The organism is Micromonospora sp. NPDC048907, assembly GCF_055586885.1.
Genome location: NZ_JBVJHI010000004.1, coordinates 358,137 through 384,479 on the forward strand (window position 1 = coordinate 358,137; position 26,343 = coordinate 384,479).

A 26,343-nucleotide genomic window follows, 5' to 3' on the forward strand; every position below is an offset into this window, starting at 1 on the left:
GTGGGGGGGGTCTCCGGGTTCAGCGGGGGGGGCCACCGCGCCCGGGGGGTCCGCGCGGCATTGGGGCCCCGGGGGGGGGGCCGGCGGGGGGGGGGGGGGCCCCCCCCCCCGCCCGCGCCGCGCACGACGAAGGGCCCCGGAGCGAACTCCGGGGCCCTTCGTCGTGCGAGCGGGATTACTTGGTGAGCGGGGAGAGCTTCGGGTCGTTGGCGTACGCCTCGGCCGCGTTGGCCTTGGTGACGGCCACCGGCGGCAGCAGGTAGGTGTCCACGACCTTGGAGCCGTTGTTGTACGACTTGGTGTCGTTCACCTCGGGGGTGTTACCGGCCTGCAGGGACTTCACCATCTCGATGGTCTGCTTGACCAGGTTCCGGGTGTCCTTGTTGATCGTCATGTACTGCTCGCCAGCCATGATCGACTTGACCGACTCGACCTCGGAGTCCTGGCCGGTGACGACCGGGATCGGCTTGCCGGCACCCTTGATCGACGTGATGATCGCGCGGGCCAGGGTGTCGTTCGGGGACAGGACGCCGTCCAGCGTCTTGCTGCCGTAGGTCGAGGTCAGCAGCTGGTCCATGCGGGCCTGGGCGCCCTCGGCCTTCCAGCCCTGGATGGCGGTCTGCTTGACGTCGGTCTGCTTCGAGGCGACGACGACGTTGCCCTTGTCGATCTCCGGCTTGAGCACGCTCATCGCGCCGTCGAAGAAGACACCGGCGTTGTTGTCGTCCGGCGAGCCGGAGAACAGCTCGATGTTGTACGGGCCGTTCGGCTTCTTGGCCTTCATGCCGTCGAGCAGGGCCTGGCCCTGGAGCTGGCCGACCTTGAAGTTGTCGAACGCGACGTAGTAGTCGAGGTCCGGCGTGTTCTTGATGAGCCGGTCGTACGCGATGACCTTCGCGCCGGCGGCGTGCGCGGCGGCCACCTGGGTGGACAGCTGCGCGGCGTCGGTCGCGCCGATGACGATGACCTTGGCGCCCTTGGTCACCATGGCGGTGATCTGGGCCTGCTGGTCGGCGACGGTGGTCGACGCGCCGGCGTACTGCACGTCGCTCTTGAAGCCGGCCTCCTTGAGACCGTTGGTGAACAGGTCACCGGCGAGGACCCAGTTCTCCGAGGTCTTCGACGGCAGGGCGACGCCGATCAGGGAGTCGGCCGCGAAGCCCTTGGTGTCGCCCTTGGCGCCGCCGCCGTCGCCCTCGCGGCCGTTGCCGCAGGCGGTCGCGGTCAGGGCCAGCGCGGCGATGGCGCCGATGGCCATCGATTTGCCGATCAGTTTACGCATGGCTGGATGGTGCCCTTCTGGAGAGGTGATACGGGGTGTGAGGCGGGGTGAAGCGTCAGCTCGGCACGGCCGTGCGGGCGGTCTCCCGGTCCGCGTCCGGTGGTGCCGTGGGCGGGGCGGGAGTGTCCCGGCGGAACGAGCGCGTGAGGCTGCCGATGACGGAGAACCGGCCCTGCTTCTTGTTGTAGACGTCGAGCGCGACGGCCAGCAGCAGCACGAGGCCCTTGATGATCTGGACCCGGTCGGTGCCGACGCCGAGCAGTTGCAGGCCGTTGTTGAGCACGGCCATGACCAGACCGCCGACGATCGAGCCGCTGATGGTGCCGATGCCGCCGGAGACGGCCGCGCCACCGATGAAGACCGCCGCGATCGCGTCCAGCTCCCAGCCGTTGCCGTCCTGCGGGCCGGAGGCGGCCGAGCGGGCCACGAAGATCATGCCGGCCAGGGAGGCCAGGACGGCCATGTTCATCATGACGAAGAAGTTGACCCGCTTGAGCTTCACACCGGAGAGCTCCGCGGCCCGGGAGTTGCCACCGACGGCGTAGATGTGCCGACCGCCCGCGGTGTTCCGGGTGTAGAAGGAGTAGGCGAGCACCAGCGCCACCAGGATGATGCCGGAGACCGGGAAGCTCGTGCCGACCCGGCCGCTGGCGAAGCGGAGCGAGGCGAAGACGATCACGCCGACCATGACGGCCATCCGGAGCACCGAGATCCACATCGGCGCCGGCTCGGCGTCCATGTCCCGGCGGGTCTTGCGGGCCTGGAACTCCCGCCACACCACCGCCACACACGCGGCGAGGCCGAGCAGGAGCGTCAGGTTGTTGTAGCCGGTGTTCGGGCCGACCTCGGGCAGGAAGCCGGAGCCGATCACCCGGAAGCCCTCCGGCACGGAGATCGTGTTCGCGTTGCCGATGAACTGGTTGCCACCCCGGAAGAGCAGCATGCCGGCCAGGGTGACGATGAACGCCGGCACCCCGATGTAGGCGACCCAGAAGCCCTGCCAGGCGCCGATGACCGCGCCGATCACCAGGCCGAACAGGATGGCGACGGGCCAGGGCAGCGACCATTCGGCCATCGACTTGGCCACCAGGATGCCGGTGAAGGCCGCGATCGAACCGACCGAGAGGTCGATGTGCCCCGCGACGATCACCATCAGCATGCCGATGGCCAGGATGAGGATGTACGAGTTCTGGTTGAACAACGCGATCAGGTTGTCCGACCGCAGGGTCAGGCCGTCCGTGAGGATCTGGAACAGGACGACGATCGCCACCAGGGTGAAGATCATCCCGAACTGGCGGGCGTTGGACGTGGTCCCTCCGAAGAGGTTCTTCTGCAGGTCCTTGATTCGGCTCATCGTGTCTGCATCTTCTTCGTCGAGGTCATCTGCTTCATGAGGGTTTCCGGGTCCGCGTCCTGCCGGGCGATCTCGCCGGTGATGGCGCCTTCGAACACGGTGTAGATGCGGTCGCAGAGCCCGATCAACTCGGGGAGCTCCGAGGAGATGACGACGACGCCCTTCCCCTGGTCGGCGAGCCGCTGGATGATGCCGTAGATCTCGTACTTCGCGCCCACGTCGATGCCGCGGGTCGGCTCGTCGAGGATCAGGAGGTCCGGGTCCGTGAACATCCACTTCGCCAGGACGACCTTCTGCTGGTTGCCGCCCGAGAGCTTGGAGACGCTCTCGTCGACCGACGGCGCCTTGGTGCGCAGCTCCCGCCGGTAGGACTCGGCCGCCTTGTACTCCGCGACCTCGTCCAGCACGCCGTGGCGGGAGATCTTCGACAGCTTGGCGGCCACCGTCGACGCCTTGATGTCGTCGAGCAGGTTCAGGCCGATCGCCTTGCGGTCCTCGCTGACGTACGCGAGCCCGTGGGCGATCGCGTCGGCCACCGACTTCAGGACGATCTCCTTGCCGTCCTTGATGATCGTGCCCGACTCGTACACGCCGTAGGAGCGGCCGAAGACGCTCATCGCCAGCTCGGTGCGGCCGGCGCCCATCAGGCCGGCGAAGCCGACGATCTCGCCGCGGCGTACGACGAAGCTCTCGTTCTTGCAGACCTGCCGCTCCGCCGAGATCGGGTGCCGGACGTTCCAGTTCCGGACCTCGAAGAAGACCTCGCCGATCTTCGGGGTGTGGTCCGGGAAGCGGCTGTGCAGCTCCCGACCGACCATGCCCCGCACGATCCGGTCCTCGTCGACGCCGTCCGCCCGGACGTCCAGCGTCTCGACGGTGCGGCCGTCGCGCAGGATGGTGATCTCGTCGGCGATCGCCTCGATCTCGTTGAGCTTGTGCGAGATCATGATCGAGGTGATGCCGCGCGAGCGGAATCCGCGCAGCAGGTCCAGCAGGTGCCGGGAGTCGGCCTCGTTGAGCGCGGCGGTCGGCTCGTCCAGGATGAGCAGCTTGACGTCCTTGGCGAACGCCTTGGCGATCTCCACGAGCTGCTGCTTGCCGACGCCGATGTCCTTGACCAGGGTGTCCGGGTCCTCCCGCAGGCCGACCCGGGCCATCAGGTCCAGCGCCATCCGGTTGGCGGCCTTCCAGTCGATCGCCCCGTGCTTGCGCGGCTCGTTGCCGAGGAAGATGTTCTCGGCGATCGACATGCCCGGGATGAGCGCGAGCTCCTGGTGGATGATCACGATGCCGGCGTTCTCGCTCGCCCGGATGTCGGCGAAGCGGGTCTCGGCACCCTGGTAAATGATCTGGCCGTCGTAGCTGCCGTACGGGTAGACGCCGCTGAGGACCTTCATCAGCGTCGACTTGCCCGCACCGTTCTCGCCGCAGATCGCGTGGATCTCGCCCGCGCGGACCACCAGGTTGACGTCGGCCAGGGCCTTGACGCCGGGGAACTCCTTGGTGATGGAGCGCATCTCCAGGAGGACGGGCAAATCGCTCATCGCTCCCACCGCCTTGCCAACGCCATGGCCGCCTCCGCGGGTTATGACCTTCGCTCACTTTTCGTTGTCGTGGGCAAGGAAATCTCGCCAGAGGCGCTTCCGCAAGTGCCCATGTCGCTCTTTTGCGTAACAAGTCGGTAATATCGACCGCCACGCTCAGTGACGTTCGCGACGCCCCCTCGGCTTGCGGACAAGCGCGACCGGGGTGCTAGCGACCAGCCCATGACATCGTTGACGCGAATCGTATACCGCGGTTCCCGAGCGACCCTCACGACCCGGGGCGGCCCTGGTGGAACGGGGCGACCGGCCGCCGGCCCGAGCCGGCGGTCCCCCGACACGCCGGTGTCATAATTCCCGCCATGACCGCTGACCGGAAGGCTGGTCGACCGAGCCTCGCGCAGGTCGCGGCGCTGTCCGGCGTGTCGGTGAAGACCGCCTCCCGGGCCCTCGGGGGCGAGCCCCGGGTGGCACCGGAGACCCGGTCACGGGTGCGCGACGCCGCCGACCAGCTCGGCTACCGGCTGAACGGGGTGGCCCGGGAGCTCCGGCGCGGCGCGAGCACGTCGACGCTGGTCGGCCTGCTCATCGGCGACCTCGCGAACCCGTTCTACTCGCGGCTGGCCGGGGGCCTGGAGCGCGACCTGCGCATGCGCGGCCTCCAGTTGATCACCGCGAGCACCGACGAGGATCCGGAGTGGGAGCGGCGGCTCGCCGACGCCCTGCTGGAGCGGCGGGTCCGGGGGCTGGTGATCGCCTCGACCGCGACCGAACACGCCCACTTCGCGGCCGAACACCGCCACGGCATCCCGTTCGTCTTCGTGGACCGGCCGCCGGTCGAGCTGAGCGCGGACACCGTGCTGCTGGACAACCACCACGGCGCCCGGCAGGCCGGCGTCCACCTGACCGCGGCGGGCCACCGCCGCATCGGGGTGGTGGGCGACCTGGCCCGGCTGAGCACCCACCGGGACCGGCTGGACGGCTTCGCCGAGGCCATGCGCGTGGTCGGCGTGGCGAACTGGGCGGACTACCTGGTGGAGAACGCGCACGACGTCGACGCCGCCGAGGAGGCCGTGCGCGGGCTGCTGGGCCGCGCCGCCCCGCCGACCGCCCTGTTCACCTTGAACAACCGGATCACGCTGGGCGCCCTGCGGGCCCTGCGGGACCACCCCGCTCCGCCCGCGCTGCTGGGCTTCGACGAGGTGGACGTCGGTGACGTGCTGGGGGTGAGCGTCGTGGCGCACGACCCGGAGGACATGGGCCGGCGCGCGGCGGGCCTGCTGCTCGACCGGATCGACGGCCATCGCGGCCCGGCCCGGCAGGTGGTGATCCCGACCCGGCTGCTGGCGCGCGGTTCCGGCGAACGGCCGCCGGCCCCGGCGGGAATCACCGGCTCCTAGTTCCCCATTGACAGGCATCTTCCTGGGCTCTACACAGGACAATGACACCTCTCGATGACAACGATGTCATGGAGTGTCGTCCGCGCCTCAAGGAGGATCGCCTCATGCTCCGATCAGGCCCGTCCCGTCTGCTCACCCTGGTGGCCACCGCCGTCACCGGAGCGTCCACACTCGTCGCGGTCGCCGCGCCCGCCGCGGCGGCGCCGCTCAGCCTCACCCCGTACGTGAACCCGTTCATCGGCACCGACGACAGCAACGCGCCCAACCCCGTCGGCGGCGGCGCCGGCGGCAGCACCGTCCCCGGCCCGGTGCAGCCCTTCGGCATGGTGCAGCTGAGCCCGGGCACCCCCACCGCCTCACCGTCGGGCTACCGGTTCAGCGACACCCAGATCGAGGAGTTCAGCCTCACCCACTTCAACGGCGCCGGCTGCGCCAACAACGAGGACCTCGGGATCCTGCCCGTGACCGGCGCGCTCGGCGCGTCGCCGGGCACCTCGTGGACCTCCTACCGCGCCACCCAGGACAAGGCGCAGGAACAGGCCCGACCCGGCTTCTACCGGGCGGTGCTCAGCAACTACGGCAACACCCGGGTCGAGGCGTCGGCCACCCAGCGCAGCGCCGCCCTGCGCCTGACCTATCCCGCGACCAGCACCGCGCGGGTGCTGATCAACACCAGCCGCAGCGCCACCGGCAGCCGCGCCGGCTCGATCCAGATCAGCGGCTCCACCGTGACCGGCAGCGTCACCGGCGGCGGTTTCTGCGGCAACAGCAGGACGTATCAGATCTTCTACCGGATGGAGTTCGACCGCGCCCCCAGCGGCGTCGGCACCTGGCTCGGTGGCACCGTGACGGCCGGCTCCACGAGCGCCAGCGGCACCAACTCCGGCGGGTACCTGACCTTCGACACCTCCGGCAACCCGGTGGTGCAGGTCAAGGTCGGCATCTCCTTCGTCAGCGCGGCGGGCGCGCAGGCCAACCTGGCCGCCGAGCAGTCCGGCTTCGCCTTCGACACCGTCCGCGCCAACGCCGACGCCCAGTGGAACGCGATCCTCAACCGCGTGCAGGTCACCGGCGGCGCCGCCGCCGACCTGCAGAAGTTCTACACCGCGCTGTACCGGGTGTTCATCAACCCCAACCTCGCCAGCGACGTCGACGGGCAGTACCGCGGCTTCGACAACGCCGTCCACACCGCCGGCCACCCGGTCTACCAGAACTACTCCGGCTGGGACATCTACCGCTCCTGGGCCGCGCTGATCGCCTTCCTCGCGCCCGCCGAGGCGGCCGACATCGCCCGGTCCATGGTGCTCGACGGCCAGCAGGGCGGCCTGCTGCCGAAGTGGTCGCACAACACCAACGAGACCTTCGTCATGACCGGCGACCCCGGCCCGATCATCGTGGACAGCATGTACCAGTTCGGCGTACGCGGGTTCGACACCGCGGCGGCGCTGGCGCTGATGAAGAAGAGTTCCGCCGGTGGCACCACCCAGGGCAGCCCGATCCGCGGCCGGCAGAGCGGCTACGTCCAGCGCCACTACATCGACGGCGACCCGTCGGACTCGCTGGAGTACTCCGCCAGCGACTTCGCGGTGGCCCAGTTCGCCCGGGCCCTGGGCGACACCGCCACCTACGACACGCACATGGCGCGGGCCCAGTGGTGGCGCAACACGTTCAACCCCGAGTCGGGCTACGTCCACCCGCGCAACGCCGACGGCACCTGGCCGTGGCCGCTCGACCCGGCCAGCCAGTCGAACTTCGTCGAGGGCAACGCGTCCCAGTACACCTGGATGGTCCCCTACAACCTCGCCGCACTGATCGACCTGATGGGCGGGCGGCAGACCGCCGTCCAGCGGCTCGACCACCACTTCACCCAGACCAACGGCGGCCAGTCGCAGCCGTACTTCTACATCGGCAACGAGCCGGAGCACGGCGTCCCCTGGGCCTACCACTTCGCCGCCGCGCCGGCCGGCACCAGCGCCGCGGTCCGGCGGATCATGAACGAGTCGTTCACCACCGGCCCCGGCGGGCTGCCCGGCAACGACGACCTCGGGGCGACCTCCGCCTGGTACGTCTGGTCCGCCCTGGGCATGTATCCGCCCACCCCGGGGGCCGACACCCTCGCCCTGCACGGCCCGATCTTCCCGTCGATCCTCGTCGACCGGCCGGCCGGTGACGTCCAGATCACCGCCGCCAACGCCGGCCAGGGCAACCAGTACGTGCAGAGCCTCGCCGTCAACGGGGCCACCACCCCGCGCACCTGGCTGCGCTACGGCGACCTCGCGGGCGGCGCCACCCTGGCGTACACGATGGGCGGCGCGCCGTCCTTGTGGGGCACCAACCCCGCCGACGCGCCGCCGTCGTTCACCGACGGCGCCACCCCACCGGCCGCCGCGCCGGAGCTGGGCGCCAACCTGGCCGCCGGCAAGCCGGCCAGCGGCTCGGCCGCGTGCAACACCGCCGAGGGCCCGGAGAAGGCGTTCGACGGCCGCCTGGGCAGCGCCAGCAAGTGGTGCTCGCTCGCCTCCGGGACGAAGTTCCTCCAGGTCGACCTCGGCGCGAACCAGACCGTCCGCTCCTTCGTCGTCAAGCACGCCGGCCTGGGCGGGGAGAACACCGGCTGGAACACCGGTGACTTCACCATCCAGACCAGCACCGACGGCAGTGCCTGGACGACCCGGGCCACCGGCACCGGGAACCGCGCGAGCCGCACCTACCACCCCGTCCCGGCCGTGACGGCCCGGTACGTCCGGCTCGCCATCACCACGCCCGCCAACAACGGCAACACCGCCGCCCGCATCGACGAGTTCGAGGTGTACGGCGGCGCCGGCGCGACGAACCTGGCGCTGAACCGGCCCGCCACCGCCGACTCGCAGTGCGCGAGCACGGAGGGGCCCGAGAAGGCCGTCAACGGCAGCACCACCGGCGGCAACTCCGACAAGTGGTGCTCGACCGGCGCCACGAAGTCCCTCCGTATCGACCTGGGCGCCGGCCACCACCTCCAGTCCGTCACCGTCCACCACGCCGCCGCCGGCGGCGAGGATCCCGCCTGGAACACCCGGGACTTCGACCTGCAGGTCTCCCCCGACGGGTCGACGTGGACGACCGTCGCCCAGGTCCGCGGCAACACGGCGGGCGTGAGCAGCCACCCGATGTCCGTCGACGGCAGGTACGTGCAGGTCAGGGTGCTCACCCCCACCCAGACCAGCGACGCGGCCGCCCGCCTCTACGAGGTCGAGGTCTTCGGCACCTGACCCTGAGGGCCGACACCCGCCCGGACGGCGGCCGGTGCCCGCGGGCACCGGCCGCCGCCGGAGCGGAAAAGCGCGTGCGGATCGGGCGGCGACCGCCCTACCGTGCCCGGCGTGACCCTGGACATCGTGAGCCTCGCCGAACGCCCCGAGCTGGCGCCGCTGCTCGACAAGGACTTCGACGGCGCCTGGCCGCCGTTCATGCTCTGGGACCCGATGGGCTCGGTGTACTACAGCGTGGCCCACGACCTCTACCCGGAGTTCGTCTTCGCCGCCGTCGACCCGGCCGAGCCGGGCCGCGCCGTCGCCCGGGCGTACGCCGTGCCGCTGCGCTGGACCGAGGACGAGCTGCCCGACGGCGGCTGGGACCGGATGATCCAGCGGGCGGCCGTCGGCCGGCTCACCGGCGCCACCCCGAACCTGGTCTCGGCTCTGGAGATCTGCGTGCGGCCGGACCGGCGCGGCGGCGGCGTGTCCGGGCTGATGCTGGCGGCGATGCGCGCGGCGGTCGCCCGGCTGGGCTTCGACACCCTGGTGGCGCCGGTACGCCCCAACGGCAAGGCCGCGGTCCCCGACCTGCCGATGGCCGGGTACGCGGCGCGGGTGCGCCCCGACGGCCTGCCGGTCGACCCGTGGCTGCGGGTGCACGTGCGGGCCGGTGGCGTGATCGAGCGGGTGGCGCCCCGGTCGATGGCGGTCACCGGCACCCTCGCCGACTGGCGGCGGTGGACCGGGCTGCCCTTCGACACCAGCGGGCCGGTGCACGTGCCGGGCGCCCTGGCGCCCGTGCTGGTCGACGTGGCGCACGACCACGCCGCCTACGTCGAGCCGAACGTGTGGGTGCGGCACCGGCTGTGACCGGCGGCGGTCAGGCCGGCCAGGCGTGACCGATCCCGTCGAGCAGGAGGACGACTCCCTCGGTGGCGGCCTCCCGGTCCCGGGAGATCTCCCGGTATTCCGGCGAGGTGGACCACCGCTCGAAGTCCTCCCGGTTGTCGAAGGACATGAGCACGACCTTCTCGTGGGGCCAGCTGCCCTCGACCACCCGCGGGGACGGGTCGGCCGCGAGCAACCGGCCGCCGTGCCGGGCCAGGACGGGCAGGAAGGCGGCGACGTACCGGTCGTAGCGCTGCCGGTCGTGGACGGTGATCTGCGCGAGGGCGTAGACGGTCACCGGCCCAGGCTACGCACCGGTACGCGCCGTCGGTGTCCCCCGGCCCGGCGGCGCGGGGCCGCCTACCGGCCGACCGTGCGGACGGTGAAGTTGCGGTACGAGCCGACCGCGCCCTGGCCGAAGGCCCGCTCCGCGGGCGGGATGGAGACGCTGTAGGGCGCGTACCGCGGGTCGCAGACGCCCGGGCCGGTGGCGTCCGGCGGGGTGCAGCCGTACTGGAACGGGAACGCGTCGAGCAGGCTGAACAGGCCGTGCGCCAGGGAGAACGACCGGATCTTCCCGGCCAGGTTCTCGCCGGGGCCCAGCGACGGGTACGTGCCGGTGTAGGGGACGCCCTGCCGGTCCAGCGGCACACCCACCTGCCCGACCCGCGCGACGACCACGCCGTCCAGCAGGTACGTCACGCTGGCGTGCCCGCCCGCCTCGCGGTAGCGGATCGCGGCCCGGTGCGGCACGCCCGGCGTGATCGGCACCTCGCGGATGATCTGCGTGTACGCCCGGTCCAGGCCGACCTCGGTGGCGCCCGGGCAGTTGGGGTCGGTGGTGTTGCCGGTGACCGTGCTGGGCAGCCGCTCGATCAGCGGGAACGCGCGAGTGCCGGAGACGAACCAGTCGAAGAGCTGCCCGGTGCAGAAGTCGATCATGTTGAGCACGACGGCGGCCTGCTGCCCCTCCCGCACCGCGCCGGCGTAGGGGCGGGCGGTGGGGCCGCCGACGGCGGCCGAGCCCGGCGGCCCGTAGCGGCCGTGCACCACGTGCCCGCCGGCCGCGCCCGGGGTGCGCGCCGTGATGTCCACGGAGAACTCGACCGATCCCTGCCGGGGCACCGGGAAGGTCCGGGTGCTGACGGCCATGTACTTGAGGTGGTCGTAGACGTTGTAGTCCACACCGGTCTTGAACGGCACGTCGCTGACGGTGAGCACGCCGTCCGCGACGGCGCGGGTCGCCCCGTCCAGCGGGCCGTAGATGTTCGACCACTTCCGCTCGTACTCGGCCAGGTCGGCCGAGTCGTAGTGCACGACGTCGGGCCGCGACCCCGGCGCCGCGGCGGCCGGCGACGCCACTCCCGGCCCCCCGACCACCACCACGACCGTCGCCGCGCCCATCACCCGCCGGAGCCTGTCCTGTCCGCGCACGTCGTCCTCCCCGCGCCGGTGCCCGGGAGCCGCGCCGGTCGCCGCCGCTCCACCTCGAACCATCGTCCGAGGTGGATGCCCTCCCGGCATCCACCGCCCGGCGCGGCCCGCCGACCCGGACGGCTCGGGAGCCCCTGCGGCACGGAAGCTGTCAACTGCCCGAACCGCCCTGGCCATATTGCCTCTGACCTGCGGATACTGGACCAGAGGCCAGCCGCCGAGCTGCGCCGGTTGGGGGGGCAGTCACCATGATCGACCAGGAGACCCAACCCGGGACCACACCGGAGACACCACCGCCGGCGCCGCCCGGGTCCACCGTGCCGACAGCGGTCTGGCAGGTGCGGGTACGCACCAAGCTGGACGACCTGTACCAGCAGCTGAGCGGCCTGGAGGCCGGCAGCGCGAGCGCCGACCGGGTCGCCACGCTGCGCGCCCAGCTGTCCGGTGTGGAGTCGGTGCTCGGCCGCAGCGGGGTGGTCGAGTGGCTGCGCGGCGGCAACCTGGAGTACGCCTGGCAGACCATCCACTCGGTGGAACGCGCCATGGTGGGGCTGCGGACGCCGGAGGAGCTGCTCGGCCTGCTGCCGGCGTACCAGGGCGCGGCCGCGCAGTTCCTCAAGGCCGACGACAAGGTGCTCACCGACTTCGACGCCGCGGCCGACGCGGCGGCCCCGGCCCGGTTCCAGGCCAAGGTGCAGGCGTTGCTGCTGCGCTACCACGCGGCGTCGGACGAGTTCCACGAGTCGGTGCGCCGGTTGCGCAACCGGATGCTGGGGCTGTCGGTCTTCGCGCTGGTCGCCGAGGTGCTCATGGTGCTGGTGCAGTGGCGCAGCCGGGACGTGCAGCTGCTCAAGCCGCCGACCGACGCGCCCGGCGTGCCGGCCTGGCGGCTGCTGTTCTTCGTGCTCATCGCCGGGGCGCTCGGCGCGTTCATCAGCGCCCTACCCTCGATGATCACCTCGCGCTCCGGCGGCCTGCCCTACAAGCTGCCCTTCCAGCAGGGCCTGCTGAAGCTGGCCATCGGTCCACTCGTCGCGGTCGTCGGGATCATGCTGGTGATCGGCGGTCTGGTGGAGACCACGGTGAACAGCACCGCCGCCCTGCTGGGCGTCGCCATCGTCTTCGGCGCCGGCCAGCAGGCGGTCACCGCGTTCGCCGATCGCCGGGCGTCCGAGCTGCTCACCCCGGTCACGAAGGCCTGACCGGCGACGGCCGCGAGCCGGCGACGCCCTGGGTAGCCTGAAGCGCATGATCTTCATTACCGCGAAGTTCCGGGTCCGGCCCGAGGACGCCGACCGCTGGCCGCAGATCGCCGCCGAGTTCACCGAGGCCACCCGGGCCGAGCCGGGCTGCCTCTGGTTCGACTGGTCCCGCAGCCTGGACGACCCGACGGAGTACGTGCTGGTCGAGGCCTTCCGCGACGACGACGCCGGCGCGGCGCACGTGCGGTCCGCGCACTTCCGCGAGGCGCAGCGCACCCTCCCGCCGCACCTGGCCGAGACGCCCCGGATCGTCAACACGACCGTGCCGCAGCAGGACTGGTCGCGGCTCGGCGAGATGGCCGTGCCGGAGGGCGACTGACCAGGCCCGAGGGGTGTACGGCCGGGATGAGCGGGAAAGGCACGCCGGCCTGTCGGTACCCGGCCGCCCACTCGACCGGTCACCGACACCTTCTCGGACACGGGGTGACGACGGATGACACGAGAGACGACCATGGGGGCCCGCTCGGTGACCGACGGTCTCGGGATCCAGCGGGCGACCGGGGACCAGGGGTCGGAGGGACTGGCCCGCCTCCTGGGCTGGTTCAGCCTGGGCCTCGGCGTGACCGCGCTCGCGGCGGGGTCGCGGGTGGCCCGCGCGGCCGGCGTGGACGACTCGCGCACGGCCCGGACGGTGCTGCGGGCCACCGGGATCCGGGAGATCGGCCACGCCGCGGTGCTGCTGGTGCCGCGCCGGGCGGGGCTGGGGCCCTGGACCCGGGTGGCCGGCGACGTGCTGGACCTGGCCGCGACCGGCCGCGCGTACCGCAACCGGTGCGGCGACCGGCGTCGCCGCGCCGGTCTCACGCTCGCCGTCCTGGGCGGCATCACCGCCGTCGACCTCTACGCCTCGGTGCGCGCCGTCCGCAACCGGCGGGTCAGCCCGGAGGGCTTCGCGCACGGCTCCGTGACGATCAACCGCACCCCCGAGGAGGCCTACCGCTTCTGGCACGACTTCGAGAACCTGCCGCGGTTCATGTACCACCTCCAGTCGGTGACCAGCACCGGTCCGCGGCGTTCCCGCTGGTCGGCGAAGGCGCCGGCCGGCCGGACCGTCGAGTGGGAGGCGGAGATCGTCGACGAGCGCCCCGGCGAGTTCATCCGGTGGCGCTCGGTCGACGGCGCCCGGGTGCCTAACGCCGGCACCGTCCGGTTCACCCCGGCCGCCGGCGGCAGCGGCACCGAGGTGCGGGTGGAACTCGAGTACGCGGTGCCCGGCCGCCGGGTGGGCACGCTCGTCGCGAAGGCGTTCGGCGAGAACCCGCAGCAGCAGATCTGCGACGACCTGCGGCGGTTCAAGCAGGTCATCGAGACCGGCGAGCTGACCCGGTCGGACGGGACGCCCGACGGCACGAGCATCCAGAACCAGGCGAAGCAGCGTCCCGCGCGCCCGCTGGCGACGCACCGGACCGCGTGAGGGAGGCACCATGAAGGCCAACTGCTGGGTGGCACCGAACCGGGTGGCCGTGGAGGAGGTACCGGACCCGACGGTCCTGAACCCGCGCGACGCGGTCGTCAAGGTCACCTCGACGGCGATCTGCGGCTCCGACCTGCACCTGCTCGACGGGTTCATCCCGGCCATGAAGCGCGGCGACGTGCTGGGCCACGAGTTCATGGGCGAGGTCGTCGAGCTGGGCCCGGGGGCGCGGGACGGGCTGCGCGTCGGCGACCGGGTGGTCGTCGGCTTCCCCATCGCCTGCGGGGACTGCGCCTCGTGCCAACGGGGCCTCTACTCGGTCTGCGAGAACTCCAACCCGAACGCGGCGATCGCGGAGACCGCCATGGGCCACACCCCCGCCGGCATCTTCGGCTACTCGCACCTCATGGGCGGGTACGCGGGCGGGCAGGCCGAGTACGTCCGGGTGCCGTACGCCGACGTCGGCGCGCTCAAGGTCGGCGACGACCTGCCGGACGAGCAGGTGCTGTTCCTGTCCGACGTGCTGCCCACCGGTTACATGGCCGCCGAGATGGGCGACGTCAAGCCCGGCGACGTGGTGGCGGTGTGGGGGGCGGGGCCGGTCGGCCAGTTCGCCGCGGTGAGCGCCTTCCTGCTCGGCGCCGAGCAGGTGGTGGTCATCGACCGGTTCCCGTACCGGCTGCGGATCGCGCGGGACCGGGCCGGCGCGGACACCATCAACTACGAGGAGACCGACGTCCTGGACACGCTGCGCGAGATGACCGCCGGCCGCGGGCCGGACGTCTGCATCGACGCCGTCGGCATGGAGGGGCACCACCCCTCGGCGGCGTTGCACGCGTACGACCGGGCGAAGCAGGCGGTGAAGGCGGAGACCGACCGGCCGCACGCGCTGCGCGAGGCGATCCTGGCCTGCCGCAACGGCGGCACCGTCTCGGCGATCGGGGCGTATGGCGGGTTCATCGACAAGTTCCCGATGGGCTCGTTCATGAACCGGTCGCTGACCCTGCGCTCCGGGCAGGCCCACGTGCAGCGCTACATGCGCCCGCTGCTGGAGCGCATCCGCAAGGGCGAGATCGACCCGAGCTTCATCATCACCCACACGATGGGGCTCGACGACGCGCCGCACGGCTACGACATCTTCAAGAACAAGCAGGACGACTGCCTGAAGGTGGTGCTCAAGCCCTGAAAATTTCCAACAATCAGCGCCTTCGATATTGAAGCTTCTTTGCGCGGCCGGCTACCCTCCGAAGGAAGTGATCCACTATCCACCTTGGAGGGGTCGGACCATGCGCAAGCTGATGTCGGCGGTCGGTGCGGGGGCGTTGCTGACGGCGGGACTGTTCGTGGGCGCCGCACCGGCGCAGGCGGCGGCCTGCACCCTGGTGCAGTCCGAGATCTACAACGGGGCCAACATCATCGCCTGGGCCCGGGGCCTGGAGGGCTGCTCCGGCGACGTCTACTGGGAGATCCAGTCCGGCGACGGCGGCAGCTGGCAGGTCACCGAGAGCGGCACGACGCACTACGACAACCAGGTCGTCAGCTACTACGGCGACGTCGAGCTGCCGTGCTACCTGCGGCTGTACGCGAAGTTCGGCACGCAGGAGAAGCTCACCCAGCCGGCGCGCAACAACAACTGCGCCGGCTGACCGGACGGGCCGGGCGGGGAACGCCGTCGGCGCCCCCGCCCGGCCCGCTCAGGGAATGGTGAGGCCGTACGCGGCGAGGATCTCCGTGATCGGCTGGTAGTAGCTGGTGCCCCCGGAGGTGCAGTTGCCGCTGCCACCGGAGAGGATCCCGATGACCGTGCCTGTCGACGCCACGTAGAGCGGGCCGCCGCTGTCCCCCGGTTCCGCGCAGATGTTGGTGCGGATCAGCCCGGACACGGAGCCCTCGGCGTAGTTGACGGTCTGGTTCAGGCCGGTGACGGAGCCGCACCGCACGCCCGTGGTGGCGCCGCTGCGGCAGACCGCCTGGCCGACGTACGCGGTGCCGGCACCGTTGACGGTCACCTGGCCGGGATAGGTGTACACGGCGCTGGGGTGGGCGACCGTGCCGGTGTAGCGGACCACCCCGTAGTCGTTGCCGGGGAAGCTCGTGCCGGTCCGGCTGCCGAGCACGGTGGTGCGGGCGCTGTCGGCGTACCAGGTGCCGGCCAGGTTGGTGCAGTGCCCGGCGGTGACGAAGTAGTAGGTGCTGCCGCTGCGCACGTTCGCGCCGAGCGAGCAGCGGCCTCCCCCGCCGTAGATCGCCTGGCCGCCCGCGATCAGGGTGCGCAGCCGGCCGGGTTCGTGGCGGAGCACCGCGCCGGCCCGGGCCGCGGCGCGTCGCAGCGCGGCGAGGTCGACGCCGGTGACGGTGTCGTCGACGGTGAGCGTCATCCGGCCGCTGGCCGGGTCGACCCCCCACGCGGTGCCGGCGGTACGCACCGCGGCGAGCCCGGTGGGCGTGGATTCCGCGGCGACGTCGGCCCGGGCGGCGGTCGGCGGGCCGGCGAGCAGGGTGGCCAGGGCGAGGACGGCGAGTGATCGGCGCATGCGGGGATGCCTCCTCCATCGTCTGATGTCGATGCCTGCCCAGCATCCACCCCGACCACCCCCGGTTCAACCGGGTCTGGAACTTTCGGGACCTCCGTGCGCGTCAGGTTCGCACGCCACCGAGCCCGCACGGGAGAACACATCCCCATCGACGCTGTTAAGTTTTCGGAACCGTTCCGGTAGTCTCGCTCCAGAGATTCGCTTCGATCAACTCACGGTGGCGGGGAGCGCCCTCCCCACCCCGCGCGGCCTCCGGGCGGCCGCGCACCGAGCCGACCACCGTGGCGGGCAGTGGTCGGGGCGGGCTGTCCACACCGATACGGCTAGGAGAGGCTTCCAGATGGACAAGGTGCTCGCCCGCGGCAGCGGGAGCATGAGCGCGGCAGCCCGGTCGCGCCCGCGGACCGCGGTGGTGTCGATGATGGCCGGCGCCGCGATGATCGCCGCGACGGTGGCGGTGGCGACCAGCGCCAGCGCCGGAACCACACTCGGCGCCTCGGCCGCCGAGAAGGGCCGCTACTTCGGCACCGCGGTCGCCGCGAACAAGCTGTCGGACGCCACGTACGTCGGCATCCTGAACCGCGAGTTCAACATGGTGACCCCCGAGAACGAGATGAAGTGGGACGCCACCGAGCCGTCCCAGGGCCAGTTCACCTACACCAGCGCCGACCGGATCGTCAGCCACGCCCAGGCCAACGGCATGCGGGTCCGCGGCCACGCGCTGGCCTGGCACTCGCAGCAGCCGGGTTGGGCGCAGAACCTGTCCGGCACCGCCCTGCGGCAGGCGATGGTCAACCACATCACCCAGGTCGCCACCCACTATCAGGGCAAGATCTACGCCTGGGACGTGGTGAACGAGGCGTTCGCCGACAGCGGCGGCGGCCGCCGGGACTCCAACCTCCAGCGCACCGGCAACGACTGGATCGAGGTGGCGTTCCGCACCGCCCGGGCCGCCGACCCGGCCGCGAAGCTCTGCTACAACGACTACAACACGGACAACTGGACCTGGGAGAAGACCCAGGCCGTGTACAACATGGTCAAGGACTTCAAGGCGCGGGGCGTGCCGATCGACTGCGTCGGCCTGCAGTCGCACTTCAACAGCGGCTCGCCGTACCCGAGCAACTACCGCACCACCCTGCAGAACTTCGCCGCCCTCGGCGTGGACGTGCAGATCACCGAGCTGGACATCGAGGGTTCCGGCAGCACCCAGGCCACCACCTACGGCAACGTCGTCCGGGACTGCCTGGCCGTGTCCCGCTGCACCGGCATCACGGTGTGGGGCATCCGGGACACCGACTCGTGGCGGGCCAGCGGCACCCCGCTGCTCTTCGACGGCAGCGGCAACAAGAAGCCGGCGTACACGGCGGTGCTCGACGCGCTGAACGCGGGCGGCACCACCCCGCCGCCCACCACCCCGACGACCCCGCCGCCCACCAGCAACCCGCCGACCACCCCGCCGCCGTCGGGCAACGGCTGCACCGCGTCGCTCACCACGAACCAGTGGCAGGGCGGCTTCGTCACCACCGTCCGGGTCACCGCCGGCGCCACCGCGCTCAACGGGTGGGCCGTCGGGCTGACGCTGCCGGCCGGCGCGAGCCTGACCAACACCTGGAACGCGCAGCCGAGCGGCACCAGCGGCGCGCTGACCTTCCGCAACGTGGCCTACAACGGCCAGGTCGGCGCGGGCGGCAGCACCGAGTTCGGTTTCCAGGGCACGGGCACCGCCCCCTCCGGCGCCCCGACCTGCACCGCGGGCTGACCGTCCGGGGCCCGGCGCGGCGTCGCCGCGCCGGGCCACCCGCCGTCCGGTGGCGGCGCTCAGTCCTCCGGTTCCGGGCCCAGCAGCCGGATCTCCTCGATGTCGATGGCCGACTGGATCTCCCGCAGGACCACGTCGTCGATCTGGTTGCTGTTGCGCAGCCGGGTGACCTCCTGCCGCTTGCGGTCCAGCACGCCGAGGCGCAACCGCCGGGTCATCTCCCGCGCCTCGTCGGCCTCGTCGCTGCGCGGAGAGCGGACGTCCGCGAGGTGGCCCTGGTAGTCGGCGCGGAGCCGGTCCACCGTGTCCGAGTCGGCGCCGAGTTCCGCGGCGACCTGGGGCAGCGCCTCCAGGGCGGCCTCGGTGGCCCGGATCCGGGCCCAGCGCACCTCCTGTTCCTTCTCCCGGTCGCCCATGAGGCGGGCCCAGGAGACCACGGCCGGCAGGGTGGTGCCCTGCACCAGCATGATCAGCACGATCACCACCACGGTGACGAAGATGATCAGGTCGCGTTCGTGCACCGGGGACCCGTCGTGCGCGGTGACCGGCACGGCGAGGGCGGCGGCGAGCGAGACCGCGCCGCGGAACCCGGCCCAGCCGGCGGCGGCACGCACGCGGGCGTCGAAGCGGCGGGCCCGGCGGGACTCCCGGCGGTCGACGCCCTGCAACCCGGCCACCGCCACCTGCACCCAGATCATCCGGGTGGCCACCACGACCAGGACGATCAGCACCGCGATGCCGAACGACTCCAGCGGCGAGTGGCTCGTGATGCTGCGCAGCGACCGGGGCACCTGCATGCCGAGCAGCACGAAGAGGCTGCCGTTGATCATGAAGGTGGAGAGGTCCCAGAACGCGAACGCGGTGACCCGGGAGCGGGCCCGGATCACCCGGGGCCCCGCGTAGGAGAGAACCAGGCCGGCCACCACGACCCCGAGCACCCCGCTGGCGTGTACCGCGTCGGCGAGCAGGAAGGCGACGAAGGGGGTGAGGATGCTCAGCCCGCCCTCGCGCATCGGATCGTCCACGTGCTTGCGGATCAGGACGACCACGCCGCCGACGAGCAGACCCGCGAGGACCCCGCCGATTGCCTTGCCGACGAACTGGCCGCCCAGCTCGAGCGCGTCGGGCACCGTCCCGCCGGCGATCACCCCCACGGCCACCGAGAAGAGGACCAGCGCCGTGCCGTCGTTGACGAGGCTCTCCGCGCGCAGCGTGGTGAGGATGCCGCGCGGCATCCGCTTGGCCAGACCGGCCACGGCGGCGGCGTCGGTGGGCGCGAGCACCGCGCCGAGCACCCAGGCGGCGGCCGGCTCGACGCCGAGCGCCTGGGTCGTGTACGACACGGCGACCATCGTGAGGATCACCAGCGCCACGGCCAGCAGGGCGATCACGACGAGGTTGGCCCGGATCTCGCGGAGGCTGATGACCAGGCTCTCCCGGTAGAGGATCGCCGGGAGGAAGAGCAGCAGCACCACCTCGGGTTCGAGGATCACGTTGTCGAACATCGGCAGCAGGCCGAGCCCCGCGCCCATGGCGATGAGCAGCACGGGCGGCGCGACGCTGTACCGGCCGCCGATGGTGGTGCCGACGAGCACGGTGGCGCCGAGCACCGTGATCAGCACGAGTGCGCTCACGCCGTACCCCCGTCACCGTCCGCCGGATCCCACGGTGCCGCACCGCCGGGCCGCGACGGGCTGGAACGGCCGATAGCTACTCGAAGCGGGACGGGTCCCCGGCACCGCGGCGCAGGATCTCCGGCTCCGGCCCGGTCAGGTCGACCACGGTGGTCGGCTCCAGGCCGCAGTCCCCCGCGTCGACCACGGCGTCGACCAGGTGGTCCAGCCGCTCCTTGATCTCCCACCCCTGGGTCAGCGGCTCCTCCTCGCCGGGGAGCAGCAGGGTGCTGGAGAGCAGCGGCTCGCCGAGCTCGGCCAGCAGCGCCTGGGTCACCGTGTGCTTCGGTACGCGGACCCCGACGGCCCGCCGCCGCGGGTCCTGGAGGCGCCGGGGCACCTCGGAGGTGGCCGGCAGGATGAACGTGTAGCTGCCCGGGATGGCCGCCTTGACCTGGCGGAAGACCGCGTTGCTGAGCTTGACGAACTGGCCGAGCTGCGCGAAGTCGCGGCACACCAGCGTGAACGGGTGCCGCTCGTCGAGCCGGCGGATCTCGCGGATCCGCGCGACGCCGCCGCGGTTGCCCAGCTGGCAGCCGAGGGCGTAGCAGGAGTCCGTCGGGTAGGCGATCAGGCCGTCGCCGCGCAGCAGGTCCACGACCTGCCGGAGCACCCGGGGCTGGGGATTGTCCGGGTGCAGGTCGTAGTACCTCGCCACGTCCGTCACCCTATGCCGCCGGGGCCGGCGCGGGCCAACGGAGAAGATCCGGCGTGACCAGGTTTGCCGCGCGGGCGTTCTGGAAACAGTGGGGCGGCTCAACGAGGGGGGACCTGACCATGTCCGAAACCAGTACCGACCGCGCCGAGCGTCCGGCCGAGGTCACCGACCCGCTGCTGTGGGGCCTCTCCGCGGCGGTGGCCGACGCGCACCAGCCCGACGACGCGAAGGTCTGCGTCAGCCCGAGCTGCGTCGGCGCCGCCTGGCCGTGCGCCGCCTGGGAGAACGCGCAGGAGGGGCTGCGCGCCGCCCGGATGCCGCGTCCCGCACCGGCGCCCGCCGAGCCGGGACCGACCGCCTCGAGCGGGTGGTCCACCGACGAGGTGCCGGCCGGCGCCGAGCAGCTCGCCGTCCGCGCCGCCTGACCGCACCGCTGCACCCGGTCGGGGCGGTGATCAGGGCGAACAGCCGCCGGGTTCCGGGGACGGACCGTACCGTGAGGTGAGGCGACAGGCGCATCCTCTGGTGCGCCGGTCGTGCCCTGCCCCGCGCGGTACGCCGGCACGCGTCCGCCGCGCCGCGTGCCCGCCGCAACCGGAGGTGAGCTGTGGCCCCCGCCCCGGCGGTCTGCACGCTTGGCGTGGAGGAGGAGTACCTGCTCCTGGACCCGGTGACCGGGCAGAGCCTGCCGGTGGCCGACCGGGTGCTCGCCGCGCTCTCCGGCCCGAGCCGGGAGCAGAGCCGGCAGGAGTTCCGGCACAGCATGGTCGAGATGGTGACACCGGTCTGCACCGACCTGGCCGAGTTGCGGGAGCACCTGGTGGTGCTCCGCCGGGCCGCGGCCCGCGCGGCCGAGGCGGCGGGGGCCCGGCTGGTGGCGGTCGCCGCGACACCGGTGTGCGAACCCCACCGCTCGGTGCCGGACAAGGACCGCTACCGCGCCATGTCGCACCGGTTCGGGCCGGTGGCGCACGACCCGGCGGTCTGCGGGTGTCACGTCCACGTCGGGGTGCCGGACCGGGAACTCGCCGTGCAGGTCTGCAACCACCTGCGGTCCTGGCTGCCCGTGGTGCAGGCGCTCACCGCCAACTCGCCCCTGCACGACGGGCGGGACACCGGGCACGCGAGCTGGCGCGCCATCCAGTTCGACCGCTGGCCGAGCGTCGGGCCGACACCGCACTTCGAGTCCGCCGCCGACTACGACCGGACGGTGCGGGACCTCGTCGACGCCGGCATCATGCTGGACCCCCAGATGGTCTACTGGTACGCCCGCCCGTCCGTCGCCTACCCCACGGTCGAGGTCCGGGTGGGCGACGTCTGCCCGACGGTCGACGACACCGTGCTGGTCGCCGCCCTGCTGCGGGCGCTTGTCGCCACGACGGTCGAGGACGTCCGGGCGGGCCGGCCCGCGCCGCGCATCCGGGACTGCCTGGTGGCGGCCGCGCACTGGCGCGCCGCCCACGACGGGGTGGACGGGGACCTGGTGGACCTGCGCGCCGGCGGGTCCCGGCCGGCCTGGGAGCTGATCGAGGACCTGGTCGCCACCGTGACTCCCGCGCTGGCCGGGTACGGGGACCTGGACCTGGTGACCCGGCAGCTCGACCGGCTGCGCCGCGAGGGCAACGGGGCGACCCGGCAGCGGCGGATCCTGGCCGACACCGACGGGGACGTCCGGGCGGTCCTGGACGACCTGGCCGCCCGGACCCTGGACGCCTGAGCGCCCGGCGGTCAGACGGGCGGGATGCCGGACCGCCCGATCCGGGCCAGGTCGGGTTCCCCGTCGACCGTCCGGCTGGGTGGCGTCACGGCCCGCTCCGCCGGCTCGGTCCGCTCCTCGATCTCGGCGTCACCGATCTCGCGCATCATGTCCGCGACGACCGCGAGGGCGGCGGCCTTGTCGGGGTACTGCCGGCCGGTGGCGATGACCTGGCCGTCGTCGCCGAGCAGGGTGAACCCGTAGGTGCCGGTGTCGGCCGCGGCGATGAGGAACTTCATCCCGGGCGCTTACCCGGCGGACCGGCGGCGACACCCCCGCTCCCGGCCGTCAGTCCCACCGGGTGGCCGTCGCGGCGAACAGCTCCGGGTCGCTGGCCACCGGGATCACGCAGAGCAGGTGACCGCCCGGCGCCCGCAGCACGTGGCAGTCGAGCCAGCGGGAGACCGGCGTGGCGCCGAGTCGGACCAGCCGGTCCACCTCGGCGGTCACGTCGTCGGTCTCGATGTCCAGGTGGTGCCGGGGCGCGTCGTCCACCGACTGGACGGCGGTGACCAGGCCGGGCACCACCCCGGACAGGCCGGTGAACTGCGGTTCGGCCGGGTCGGTGCGGGTCGGCGCGCCGAGCGCCGCGGACCAGAACTCGACCGCCGGGGCGGCGGCGTCGCGGGGCGCGTCGAGGATCAGGGCGTACAGCCGGGAGCGGTGCATCCGCCGAGCCTAACCATGATCGGCGTCGATGGCAGGCTCAGGCCGTGGGGCTGACGGCCCGCAGCCAGGCCTGGGCGATCAGCGCGTGACCGAACGGAGTCGGGTGCACCCCGTCGCGGGTCCAGACGCGGCCGTCCACGCCGGCGGCCTGGAACAGCTCGTCCACCGCCACCAGGGTCGCGCCGCACTCGGCGGCGAGCGTGCGGACCACCTCGACCTTCGGGTCGAGGTCCTCCCGCCACGCGTGCTGCGCGTCGTCCAGCGGGACCAGGAAGGGCTCGACGAGGACCAGCCGGGCGCCCAGCGGCCGGGTGGCCTCGAGCAGGTGCCGGTAGTCGCGGGCGAAGTCGGCGGCGCTGGTCGGGTCGTCGCGGGTGTAGCGCCGCCAGGTGTCGTTGATGCCGATCAGCACCGACACCACCTGCGGGGCGAGGGCCAGGCAGTCGTCCTCCCAGCGGGCCCGCAGGTCACGTACCCGGTCGCCGCTGATCCCGCGGTTGAGGAAGGTGGCACCGTGGCCGGGGTGGCGGGCGGTGAACCAGGCGGAGGCCATCATGGCGTATCCGGTGCCGAGGTCCTCGCCGCCGGACCGGTCCCGGCCGGCGTCGGTGATGCTGTCGCCGATGAAGAGCACCCGGCCGCCGCGCGGCACCTCCACCGTCATCCGCCCGTCCCCTCCCGCGTCGCTTTCCATGATCATGCCGTACGCCGCTCGCCGCCCCACGGCCGGCCGACCCGCCGGGAAAAAACCTCCGTCCGGCTGTTGCGTTTCGCGGCCCCGGACCGATCACACCACCGTGACGGCGTGGCGACGGGAGTGTGACAACCTCACCAATTTGCCCTCCAACGTTGCAATCGGTGCACAGCGGATGGTTGACTGCTGCACCATGCCAGAGCCGAAAATCATGGACAGGTCGGTTCTTTCGTGAGAAGCGCGGACACCACCCCACCGCGGGCCACCTGGCGGCAACGGGCGGCCCGCTGGCTCGATCCCACCGTCGCCCGGTGGGACGTCGCGCCGCCGGAGACACCCGAACCGGCACCCCGGGAGGACCCGGGGCCCGGACCGTGGCCCGCCATCTGCGACCAGTTCGCCCTGCGGATCCTCGCCGCGGCGTACCAGATGGGCGCCCACCTGGAGGCCGTCGAGGCCGACGAGCAGGACCCCGAACGCCTGGAGCGCCTCTACCGCATCGACCACGCGAACACCCGGATCCGGCGGCACGCGGAGAACCTCCAGGTGCTGCTGGGCCGCCGGGTCGAGGACGCCGATCCCCAGACCGTCCCGCTGGTCGACGTGGTCCGCGCCGCCGCCTCCGCGGTCGAGCACTATCCGCGCATCCGGGTGGGGCACGTCGTCGAGCTGGCGGTGGTCGAGTTCGCCGCCGACGACGTGATCCGCGTCCTCACCGAGCTGCTCGACAACGCCACCCGGTTCTCCCCGCCCACCGCGGCCGTGACCGTGTCGGCGTTCGTCACCGAGGACGGCGGCGTCCTGCTGCGGGTCGAGGACGCCGGCGTCGGCCTGCACCCCGACCACCTCGGCCAGCTCAACGCGCTGCTCAGCGGCCGGCCGGCCACCCCGGTCACCCTCGACCCCGCGGCCCACCTCGGGCTCGCCGTGGTGGCCCACCTGGCCGTCGCCCACCAGCTGCGGGTCACCCTCACCACCCGGCCCGCCGGCGGGACCACCGCCTCCGTGGCCGTCCCCGGCGCCCTCCTCTGCGAGATCCCCGCCCCGGAGCCGGCCACCGCCGCGCCCGCGCCACCGCCGGCCTGGCCACCCGGCCGGCGCGGGACCAACCACTGGAGTACGCCGATGGCCGCGACCCACGACGGCACCAACGGGCCGACCGTCCGGCTCACCACCCTCGACGGGCCCGCCGCCGACCCACGGCCCACCGCCGGACTGCCCCGACGGGTACCCGAGAGCGTCCGCGACCAGGTCCCGGCGCCCCGACCCCCCGCCGACCCCGGCGCGGGGGGCTCCCCGCCCGAGGCGTGGCCGGACGAGACGGCCGCCTTCGCGGCCGGCGTCAGCGACGCCCGCACCCCCACCGACCACGAAGGACGGCAGCCATGAACCACGCGTACCCGGGAACCGGCACGGGCAACGGGCTGCCCGACTGCGCCTGGCTGATCCGGCAGTTCGTCGAGGACGTGCCCGGGGTCAACCACGCCATGCTGGTGTCGCTGGACGGCCTGCAGCTGGCCGCCTCGCACGGCGTCGGCCGCGACCTCGGCGACCAGCTCGCCGCGCTGACCGCCGGCCTGCTCAGCATGGCCGACCGCAGCGCCGCCCTGCTGGAGCTGGGCTCCGCCGAGTACCTGACCGTCCGGTTGCCCCGCGGGCACCTGCTCTTCATGCGGGTCGGCGAGTCCGCGGGCCTGGCGGTGGCCGCCGCGCCCGGCTGCGACCTGCGGGTCGTCTCGTACCGGATGACGCAGTTCGTCGGCGCCGTCTGGCACGCCCTCACGCCGGCCGTCCGGCACGAGCTGCACCGGATGACCGCCGCGCAGGCCCGCTGACGGCCGGAGGACGACCATGCAGATGAGGTACTGGAAGGTCCGGCCGTACGTGCTGACCGCCGGCCGCACCCGCACCCGGCAGCCGCTGCTGGTGCACACCCTGGTGTCGGTGCCCTACTACGACGCCGTGTTCGCCGCCGGGCTGCTGCCCGAGGCCCGCTCGCTCTACGAGCAGGCCCGCCGGGCGGCCCGCTCGGTGGCCGAACTCTCCGCGGTGTGCGGCATCTCGCTGGGGGTCACCCGGGTCGTCGTCGACGACCTGGCCGCCACCGACCGGCTGCTGGTGCACAACGACCACCACAACGTCGACTTCCGCCTCCTGGAGAGACTGCGCGATGGCCTCCGCGAACTTGCCTGACAGCCCGCTGCTGACCTCGGCGAAGATCGTCATCGCCGGCGGTTTCGGGGTCGGCAAGACCACCTGCGTCGGGTCCATCTCGGAGATCCCGCCGATCAACACCGAGGCGTGGATGACGGCGGCCAGCGAGACCGTCGACCGGCTGGACCCCGGCATCGACAAGACGACCACGACCGTGGCCATGGACTTCGGCCGGCTCACCATCGGTCCCGACCTGGTGCTCTACCTGTTCGGCACACCCGGCCAGCCGCGGTTCTGGCCCATGTGGGACGACCTGTGCCGCGGCGCGGTCGGCGCGCTGGTGCTCGCCGACACCCGCGACCTGGGCGCCTCGTTCCCGGCTGTCAACTACTTCGAGCAGGACAGCGACGTGCCCTTCGTGGTCTGCGTGAACCTCTTCGACGGGGTGCTGCACCACCCGCTCGACGACGTCCGCGCCGCGCTCGCGCTTCCGGCCCACGTACCCCTGACCGCCTGCGACGCCCGCGACCCGTCGTCGGTGGCGCGGGCGCTGCTCACGGTCGTGGAACACGCCATGTCCCGCACCCCCCGGCCCGCCGCCGGCGCGCTCGCGGCGCGGTAGCCCAACCCCTGGAGGA

General features: G+C 72.5%; 26 protein-coding genes. 15 read left to right on the forward strand and 11 right to left on the reverse strand.

Annotated features, from left to right (window positions below):
- Positions 1-175: 175 nt before the first annotated feature.
- From ACZ6PY_RS15710 to mmsA, 3 genes are read right to left on the reverse strand one after another with little or no spacing between them, the layout of a single operon-like run.
- The gene (locus ACZ6PY_RS15710; protein WP_466072716.1) at positions 176-1,282 is read right to left on the reverse strand and encodes a substrate-binding domain-containing protein; all 1,107 of its coding nucleotides are present in this window, start codon (positions 1,280-1,282) and stop codon (positions 176-178) included.
- A gap of 55 nt (positions 1,283-1,337) precedes the next feature.
- Positions 1,338-2,636 (reverse strand): multiple monosaccharide ABC transporter permease, encoded by a 1,299-nt coding sequence (gene mmsB / locus ACZ6PY_RS15715; protein WP_466072718.1) that lies wholly within the window; start codon positions 2,634-2,636, stop codon positions 1,338-1,340.
- Positions 2,633-4,180 (reverse strand): multiple monosaccharide ABC transporter ATP-binding protein, encoded by a 1,548-nt coding sequence (gene mmsA / locus ACZ6PY_RS15720; RefSeq protein WP_466072720.1) that lies wholly within the window; start codon positions 4,178-4,180, stop codon positions 2,633-2,635. Before mmsA ends, mmsB begins: the two co-directional genes overlap by 4 nt.
- A gap of 359 nt (positions 4,181-4,539) precedes the next feature.
- Here mmsA and ACZ6PY_RS15725 point away from each other — a divergent pair, with 359 nt between their 5' ends.
- From ACZ6PY_RS15725 to ACZ6PY_RS15735, 3 genes are all read left to right on the forward strand, one after another.
- Complete coding sequence (locus ACZ6PY_RS15725; RefSeq protein ID WP_466072722.1) at positions 4,540-5,577, forward strand: LacI family DNA-binding transcriptional regulator; 1,038 nt, start codon at positions 4,540-4,542, stop codon at positions 5,575-5,577.
- A gap of 104 nt (positions 5,578-5,681) precedes the next feature.
- On the forward strand, positions 5,682-8,825 hold the full coding sequence (locus ACZ6PY_RS15730; RefSeq protein WP_466072724.1) for a GH92 family glycosyl hydrolase: 3,144 nt from the start codon (positions 5,682-5,684) through the stop codon (positions 8,823-8,825).
- Between the two features lie 111 nt (positions 8,826-8,936).
- Positions 8,937-9,680, forward strand: coding sequence for an N-acetyltransferase (locus ACZ6PY_RS15735; RefSeq protein WP_466072726.1), 744 nt, complete (start codon positions 8,937-8,939; stop codon positions 9,678-9,680).
- A gap of 10 nt (positions 9,681-9,690) precedes the next feature.
- Here ACZ6PY_RS15735 and ACZ6PY_RS15740 read toward each other — a convergent pair whose 3' ends face one another.
- Both ACZ6PY_RS15740 and ACZ6PY_RS15745 read right to left on the reverse strand, forming a co-directional pair.
- The gene (locus tag ACZ6PY_RS15740; RefSeq protein WP_262281925.1) at positions 9,691-9,996 is read right to left on the reverse strand and encodes a DUF1330 domain-containing protein; all 306 of its coding nucleotides are present in this window, start codon (positions 9,994-9,996) and stop codon (positions 9,691-9,693) included.
- Positions 9,997-10,058: 62 nt separating this feature from the next.
- On the reverse strand, positions 10,059-11,132 hold the full coding sequence (locus ACZ6PY_RS15745) for a DUF6081 family protein (RefSeq protein ID WP_466072728.1): 1,074 nt from the start codon (positions 11,130-11,132) through the stop codon (positions 10,059-10,061).
- A 248-nt stretch (positions 11,133-11,380) separates the two neighbouring features.
- Between ACZ6PY_RS15745 and ACZ6PY_RS15750 the strand changes: the two genes are divergently transcribed.
- The 5 genes from ACZ6PY_RS15750 to ACZ6PY_RS15770 all read left to right on the forward strand — a co-directional run bounded on the left by ACZ6PY_RS15750 (position 11,381) and on the right by ACZ6PY_RS15770 (position 15,454).
- On the forward strand, positions 11,381-12,334 hold the full coding sequence (locus ACZ6PY_RS15750; RefSeq protein ID WP_466072730.1) for a hypothetical protein: 954 nt from the start codon (positions 11,381-11,383) through the stop codon (positions 12,332-12,334).
- A 46-nt stretch (positions 12,335-12,380) separates the two neighbouring features.
- Positions 12,381-12,713 (forward strand): putative quinol monooxygenase, encoded by a 333-nt coding sequence (locus ACZ6PY_RS15755; protein ID WP_466072732.1) that lies wholly within the window; start codon positions 12,381-12,383, stop codon positions 12,711-12,713.
- 114 nt (positions 12,714-12,827) lie between these two features.
- Positions 12,828-13,808, forward strand: a complete 981-nt coding sequence (locus ACZ6PY_RS15760; protein ID WP_466072734.1) for an SRPBCC family protein — start codon at positions 12,828-12,830, stop codon at positions 13,806-13,808.
- 10 nt (positions 13,809-13,818) lie between these two features.
- Complete coding sequence (locus ACZ6PY_RS15765; protein ID WP_466072736.1) at positions 13,819-14,994, forward strand: zinc-dependent alcohol dehydrogenase; 1,176 nt, start codon at positions 13,819-13,821, stop codon at positions 14,992-14,994.
- A 100-nt stretch (positions 14,995-15,094) separates the two neighbouring features.
- The gene (locus ACZ6PY_RS15770) at positions 15,095-15,454 is read left to right on the forward strand and encodes a hypothetical protein (protein ID WP_313720093.1); all 360 of its coding nucleotides are present in this window, start codon (positions 15,095-15,097) and stop codon (positions 15,452-15,454) included.
- Positions 15,455-15,502: 48 nt separating this feature from the next.
- Here the strand turns inward: ACZ6PY_RS15770 and ACZ6PY_RS15775 are convergent, their stop codons facing one another.
- A complete protein-coding gene (locus tag ACZ6PY_RS15775) occupies positions 15,503-16,342 on the reverse strand; it encodes a S1 family peptidase (protein WP_466072738.1) in 840 nt (279 codons plus the stop codon).
- Positions 16,343-16,682: 340 nt separating this feature from the next.
- On the opposite strand from ACZ6PY_RS15775, the gene ACZ6PY_RS15780 reads away from it, so the two are divergent.
- Positions 16,683-18,101 (forward strand): glycoside hydrolase family 10 protein, encoded by a 1,419-nt coding sequence (locus ACZ6PY_RS15780; RefSeq protein WP_466072740.1) that lies wholly within the window; start codon positions 16,683-16,685, stop codon positions 18,099-18,101.
- A 59-nt stretch (positions 18,102-18,160) separates the two neighbouring features.
- On the opposite strand, the gene ACZ6PY_RS15785 is transcribed toward ACZ6PY_RS15780, so the two are convergent.
- Together ACZ6PY_RS15785 and ACZ6PY_RS15790 are read right to left on the reverse strand one after the other, a co-directional pair.
- Complete coding sequence (locus ACZ6PY_RS15785) at positions 18,161-19,735, reverse strand: Na+/H+ antiporter (protein ID WP_466072742.1); 1,575 nt, start codon at positions 19,733-19,735, stop codon at positions 18,161-18,163.
- 76 nt (positions 19,736-19,811) lie between these two features.
- A complete protein-coding gene (locus ACZ6PY_RS15790) occupies positions 19,812-20,432 on the reverse strand; it encodes an L-threonylcarbamoyladenylate synthase (protein WP_466072744.1) in 621 nt (206 codons plus the stop codon).
- 119 nt (positions 20,433-20,551) lie between these two features.
- On the opposite strand from ACZ6PY_RS15790, the gene ACZ6PY_RS15795 reads away from it, so the two are divergent.
- Together ACZ6PY_RS15795 and ACZ6PY_RS15800 are read left to right on the forward strand one after the other, a co-directional pair.
- Entirely contained in the window at positions 20,552-20,857 is a 306-nt protein-coding gene (locus tag ACZ6PY_RS15795) for a hypothetical protein (protein WP_466072746.1), read from the forward strand.
- A gap of 182 nt (positions 20,858-21,039) precedes the next feature.
- The gene (locus ACZ6PY_RS15800) at positions 21,040-22,149 is read left to right on the forward strand and encodes a carboxylate-amine ligase (protein WP_466072748.1); all 1,110 of its coding nucleotides are present in this window, start codon (positions 21,040-21,042) and stop codon (positions 22,147-22,149) included.
- 11 nt (positions 22,150-22,160) lie between these two features.
- Here the strand turns inward: ACZ6PY_RS15800 and ACZ6PY_RS15805 are convergent, their stop codons facing one another.
- From ACZ6PY_RS15805 to ACZ6PY_RS15815, 3 genes are read right to left on the reverse strand one after another with little or no spacing between them, the layout of a single operon-like run.
- The gene (locus tag ACZ6PY_RS15805; RefSeq protein WP_466072750.1) at positions 22,161-22,427 is read right to left on the reverse strand and encodes a YegP family protein; all 267 of its coding nucleotides are present in this window, start codon (positions 22,425-22,427) and stop codon (positions 22,161-22,163) included.
- Between the two features lie 49 nt (positions 22,428-22,476).
- Positions 22,477-22,857 (reverse strand): VOC family protein, encoded by a 381-nt coding sequence (locus tag ACZ6PY_RS15810; RefSeq protein WP_466072752.1) that lies wholly within the window; start codon positions 22,855-22,857, stop codon positions 22,477-22,479.
- Positions 22,858-22,894: 37 nt separating this feature from the next.
- Entirely contained in the window at positions 22,895-23,551 is a 657-nt protein-coding gene (locus tag ACZ6PY_RS15815) for an SGNH/GDSL hydrolase family protein (protein ID WP_466072754.1), read from the reverse strand.
- Positions 23,552-23,782: 231 nt separating this feature from the next.
- On the opposite strand from ACZ6PY_RS15815, the gene ACZ6PY_RS15820 reads away from it, so the two are divergent.
- From ACZ6PY_RS15820 to ACZ6PY_RS15835, 4 genes are read left to right on the forward strand one after another with little or no spacing between them, the layout of a single operon-like run.
- Complete coding sequence (locus tag ACZ6PY_RS15820; protein ID WP_466072756.1) at positions 23,783-24,940, forward strand: sensor histidine kinase; 1,158 nt, start codon at positions 23,783-23,785, stop codon at positions 24,938-24,940.
- The gene (locus tag ACZ6PY_RS15825) at positions 24,937-25,386 is read left to right on the forward strand and encodes a roadblock/LC7 domain-containing protein (protein WP_313720083.1); all 450 of its coding nucleotides are present in this window, start codon (positions 24,937-24,939) and stop codon (positions 25,384-25,386) included. Before ACZ6PY_RS15820 ends, ACZ6PY_RS15825 begins: the two co-directional genes overlap by 4 nt.
- 22 nt (positions 25,387-25,408) lie before the next feature.
- Positions 25,409-25,744 carry a DUF742 domain-containing protein gene (locus ACZ6PY_RS15830; protein ID WP_466072759.1) on the forward strand — a complete coding sequence of 112 codons (336 nt, stop codon included), beginning with the start codon at positions 25,409-25,411 and terminating at the stop codon, positions 25,742-25,744.
- Entirely contained in the window at positions 25,737-26,327 is a 591-nt protein-coding gene (locus tag ACZ6PY_RS15835; protein ID WP_313720081.1) for a GTP-binding protein, read from the forward strand. Before ACZ6PY_RS15830 ends, ACZ6PY_RS15835 begins: the two co-directional genes overlap by 8 nt.
- Positions 26,328-26,343: the final 16 nt, after the last annotated feature.